A 4,314-nucleotide genomic window follows, 5' to 3' on the forward strand; every position below is an offset into this window, starting at 1 on the left:
TCATAGGCCGGGTAGTTATTCATCAGCTTGGCCAAAGTTTGATTGAGCTTAAAGAATAAATTTACGCCAATACTAAAGTTAGACCCAAAAAGCAACGTATTGTTACTGTTGTTGCAATCGTCTTTTACTTCCTGGAGTTTTCCATACCAGCCTGTTGTACCTACAACTATAGGCACATTGGCATCAAAGCAGGCATCAATATTTTTCAAAACCGAATCAGGCGTACTAAAATCGATAGCTACATCAGCCGATTTTAAATTTTGTCTGGTTAAATCTTCCTGGTTATCGATCGTTATTTTTAAAACAATTTCGTGGCCACGTTCTACTGCAAATTTTTCGATAATCTGCCCCATTTTACCGTACCCTAAAAGCGCAATTTTCATCTGTTTATATTTATTTTCAGTTTTTATTCTTGTTATATCTAACCCTTAGCAACGGATAAACAATTATGATTTCAAATGTAGTATCCTATATTGAATATTCATGATGGTTTCCTATATTAAAATGTTAGTGATAATTTTAATGCAGGCGTTGCATTGAAACCATATATCGAATTGGTGTTAATCATAGATGGCATTACCTTAAAAGAAAGGTTATCATCAATATTGAAGAAATGCAAACGGGCTGCAACATAGGCATCAACTATATTGGCGAAATAAACCAAACCGTAAGAGAACAATACAATCTGTTTATTCCTTCTATAGGTATCTTTACGCTGGGTGATGCCTGAAGTAGAATAACGGCTACCAAAAGGGCCGCTAGGATCAGGTTGATCACCATGCTCAAGGCGATACTGTAACTCTGTCAGCGATAAATTATATTGTTTGCTACTTTCGATGTACGACATGGTAAGTACGGTTATACCACCATAAATAGCTGCTATTTTACCACCAGTATACAGCTTTTGAAAAAACTGGCTTTTTCCGGCTCTTGTACCATAACCGTCGTTAAGCAGCTGCATATTGTACAATTGACCCCAGCCTGGTATAATCATCGATCTGAAAACCGCTTTTCTACCGGCAACCTTACCCGGGTTAACATACTTGGCTTTCATCGAATCCTTTCTGGTCATCGGTTTTTTAGCCGCAGTATCTAACGATTTAGACAATTTAATTTTCGAAGTATCAACAGGTTTTAATACCGTATCCTTAACCTGCGCCGAGGCTAAGTTTACAAGAAAAAATGTAAATGCAGCAACCAGTATTAAAAGCTTAGTCTTTTGCATTACCAGTCTAATAACTCTAAAATTCGGTTTAAGTCATCATCACTCATAAAAGGTATTTCTATCGCTCCCTTACCGTTCTGACTTACTTTTAACTTTACGCGGGTAGCAAATTTAGAGGCCAGATCGTCCTGCAATTTTTGATATTGAAAAGAAACAGCTTTTTCTTTCGATTTTTCGCTGCCTTTTAAAGGTACATGCTGCAAATTACGTACAAGCTCTTCTACCTTGCGTACCGATAATCCTTTTTCTAAAATTTCCTGGTGGATAAACAATTGTTTGTCAACACCATCAACGTTAATTAAGGCTCTTGCGTGCCCCATGCTAATTTTCTGATCGCGGATGGAAGCCTGAATAGCTGGCGGAAGTTTTAACAAACGCAGGTAATTGGTAACCGTTGTACGGTTTTTACCTACACGTTCGCCTAATTGCTCTTGTTTTAAGCCTACCTCGTCAATCATCCGCTGGAAACTCAATGCCACTTCAATGGCATTTAAATTTTCGCGTTGAATATTTTCGATCAAGGCCATTTCCAACATCTGTTGGTCGTTGGCACTGCGGATGTAAGCAGGAATCTGTGTTAAGCCAGCTAACTTCGAAGCCCTGAACCTACGCTCGCCAGAAATGAGCTGGTATTTGTTTGCGCCAAGTTTTCTAACTGTAATTGGTTGTATTAAACCTTGTATCTTAATCGAATCGGCAAGCTCGTTTAAAGCTACCTGGTCAAATTCGGTACGTGGCTGGTATGGATTGGTTTCAACTTCAGTTAAACTTACGTGACTGATATTGCCAATCTGCTCGGTTTCGCTAACAGCATTTACCTGCTGTTTCGGCGGATGAGAAGATTCGCTATCATCTAAAAGCGCACTTAACCCTCTTCCTAAACCTGTTTTTCGCTGAAAAGATGTCATCTATAATTTATAAAGTTGCTGTTCCTATGTTTTCTTCTTCCTTTAAAAGGCCGTTTTTCTTCACAATTTCGCGGGCAAGATTAAGGTAGTTAATGGCACCTTTGCAATTGGCATCGTGCATAATTACCGAAACGCCATAACTAGGTGCTTCACTTAAACGTGTATTACGCTGAATAATGGTATCGAAAACCAGTTCGTGGAAATGTGTTTTTACCTCTTCTACCACTTGGTTTGATAAACGTAAACGCACATCGTACATGGTTAATAAAATACCTTCAATTTCCAGATCAGGGTTTAAACGGTTCTGAACAATCTTTATGGTATTTAATAATTTACCCAAACCTTCAAGCGCGAAATACTCACACTGAACAGGAATAATAACCGAATCGGCCGCTGTTAAAGCATTGATGGTGATTAAACCTAAAGATGGTGAACAATCGATGATAATAAAATCATACTGATCTTTTATCTTCTCCAAAACCGCTTTCATTTTGTACTCGCGGTTGTTCAGGTTAATCATCTCGATTTCTGCACCAACCAGATCGATGTGGGCGGGCAGTAAATCTAAATTTGGTGTATCCGTTTTTTGGATGGCCTGTAAAGGATCGATATCATTAATGATACACTCATAAATACTATCTTTAATATTCCGGGGATCGAAACCGATACCTGAAGTCGAATTTGCCTGAGGATCAGCATCAACCAGTAAAGTTTTGTATTCTAATACGGCCAAACTCGCAGCCAGGTTTATAGATGAAGTTGTTTTACCAACACCACCTTTTTGATTTGCTAATGCAATAATTTTGCTCATCTATGTATCCGAAATTTACTTAACGTTTATTTGGGCTGTGTTATTTATGCCTTTTAATTGGCAAAAAGTTCTATTTTTGCGTTGTTTACGGCCTTTTTCACAATCAGCTAAGATACAAACTATATGGCAATTTTAGCAAGAAGCGTGTTTGGGTTTTACACATCTTATTAACAATTATCCATGATCACAATTATAGCCGCAACCAACAGGCCCAATAGCAATACGCTAAAAGTTGCTAAATATTACCAAAGGCAACTAAAAGAAAAAGGAACCGATGCCAATTTGTTCAGCCTGGAGCACCTGCCTATAGATGTTTTGAATACGGATATGTATGGCAAACGATCGGAAGCTTTTCAAAAAATCCAAAACATGATTAATAACACCGAAAAGTTTTTATTTATCATGCCCGAGTACAATGGAAGCTACCCAGGTGTACTAAAAGTATTAATAGATGCCTGCAATTTCCCTGATAGTTTTTATGATAAAAAGACCGCTTTAGTCGGCATCTCTTCTGGTAAATATGGCAACATCCGCGGGGTTGACCATTTCACAGGCGTTTGCCATTATATTCATCTGCATATTTTGCCCTTACGTTTGCACATTCCGAATATTAAAACAGAGTTAGATGCAGAGGGTAATTTCAATCATCCGGATACCATCAAGTTTACCAACGAGCAGATAGATAAGTTTATCAAATTCTAATCGTCATTCATTTTTTCCTGCACCCTGCAGCCCTAAATCTTATTACCGGCCACGCCACCTAAACCCGATGGGAAGCGGCACGCAGTAAAGCTGACAGTTGGACTGCATTTCCCTAAATGCCCAAAACTGCTTTTCGAAAAAAATAAAACGCTATTCTTCTTTTGAAAAGCAAAGCCTGTGTTTCATATTAGTGTCACTCCTGCTTTCTGTTACAAGTCCTCGCTACGCTGTGGGCTTTCCACGTCAATCAGGTTTAGGAAACAAAAGACAGCGCCATAACCTTAAAAATCGTTCAGTCTAAATTAAATTTTCATTTTCTGCACCCTGCAGCCCTAAATCATGGTACAGACCGTGCCACCTAAACCCAATGGAAGCGGGCACGAAGTAAAGCGGACAGTGGGAAGTATTATCCTAAATGCTTCCGAACCTGCTTTCCAAAAAAAAAGCTAATATTTATTTTTTGTTTTGAAAAGCAAAACCTGTATTTCATAGGAACGTTTGTCCCTGCTCTCCGCTTTACTCCGTTTCACTCCGTGTTCGCTGCGATCAGGTTTAGGGAACAAAAAACAGTGGTTTAAAATCCAAAACCAATCGTTCAAAATGACAAAAACCCTTCCAAAATGAAAAGGTTTTTTGCTTAAAACAATTTCAAAAACATCATAAAAGAC

At 38.5% G+C, this 4,314-nt stretch carries 6 protein-coding genes; 1 reads left to right on the forward strand and 5 read right to left on the reverse strand.

Annotation, left to right across the window (positions count from 1 at the left end; genetic code table 11):
* The 4 genes from AC1DPQ_RS19370 to AC1DPQ_RS19385 all read right to left on the reverse strand — a co-directional run.
* Positions 1–383, reverse strand: a 383-nt coding sequence (locus AC1DPQ_RS19370; RefSeq protein ID WP_477610579.1) for a 4-hydroxy-tetrahydrodipicolinate reductase, incomplete at its 3' end; no start/stop codon positions are given.
* 116 nt (positions 384–499) lie between these two features.
* Positions 500–1,225 (reverse strand): DUF5683 domain-containing protein, encoded by a 726-nt coding sequence (locus tag AC1DPQ_RS19375; protein WP_477610580.1) that lies wholly within the window; start codon positions 1,223–1,225, stop codon positions 500–502.
* Positions 1,225–2,133, reverse strand: coding sequence for a ParB/RepB/Spo0J family partition protein (locus AC1DPQ_RS19380; protein ID WP_029280116.1), 909 nt, complete (start codon positions 2,131–2,133; stop codon positions 1,225–1,227). The genes AC1DPQ_RS19375 and AC1DPQ_RS19380 overlap by 1 nt, the downstream gene beginning before the upstream one ends.
* A gap of 7 nt (positions 2,134–2,140) precedes the next feature.
* Positions 2,141–2,944, reverse strand: a complete 804-nt coding sequence (locus AC1DPQ_RS19385) for a ParA family protein (protein ID WP_029280114.1) — start codon at positions 2,942–2,944, stop codon at positions 2,141–2,143.
* Positions 2,945–3,124: 180 nt separating this feature from the next.
* On the opposite strand from AC1DPQ_RS19385, the gene AC1DPQ_RS19390 reads away from it, so the two are divergent.
* Positions 3,125–3,646 carry an NADPH-dependent FMN reductase gene (locus AC1DPQ_RS19390; RefSeq protein ID WP_477578978.1) on the forward strand — a complete coding sequence of 174 codons (522 nt, stop codon included), beginning with the start codon at positions 3,125–3,127 and terminating at the stop codon, positions 3,644–3,646.
* A 446-nt stretch (positions 3,647–4,092) separates the two neighbouring features.
* Here AC1DPQ_RS19390 and AC1DPQ_RS19395 read toward each other — a convergent pair.
* Positions 4,093–4,314, reverse strand: a 222-nt coding sequence (locus tag AC1DPQ_RS19395) for a hypothetical protein (protein WP_477610581.1), incomplete at its 5' end; no start/stop codon positions are given.

The organism is Pedobacter sp. 01T416_2, from assembly GCF_056398925.1.

Coding starts and splice junctions, on each gene's coding strand:
- AC1DPQ_RS19375 (WP_477610580.1), bottom strand. CDS start 1,225: ATGCAAAAGACTAAGCTTTTAATACTGGTTGCTGCATTTACATTTTTT.
- AC1DPQ_RS19380 (WP_029280116.1), bottom strand. CDS start 2,133: ATGACATCTTTTCAGCGAAAAACAGGTTTAGGAAGAGGGTTAAGTGCG.
- AC1DPQ_RS19385 (WP_029280114.1), bottom strand. CDS start 2,944: ATGAGCAAAATTATTGCATTAGCAAATCAAAAAGGTGGTGTTGGTAAA.
- AC1DPQ_RS19390 (WP_477578978.1), top strand. CDS start 3,125: ATGATCACAATTATAGCCGCAACCAACAGGCCCAATAGCAATACGCTA.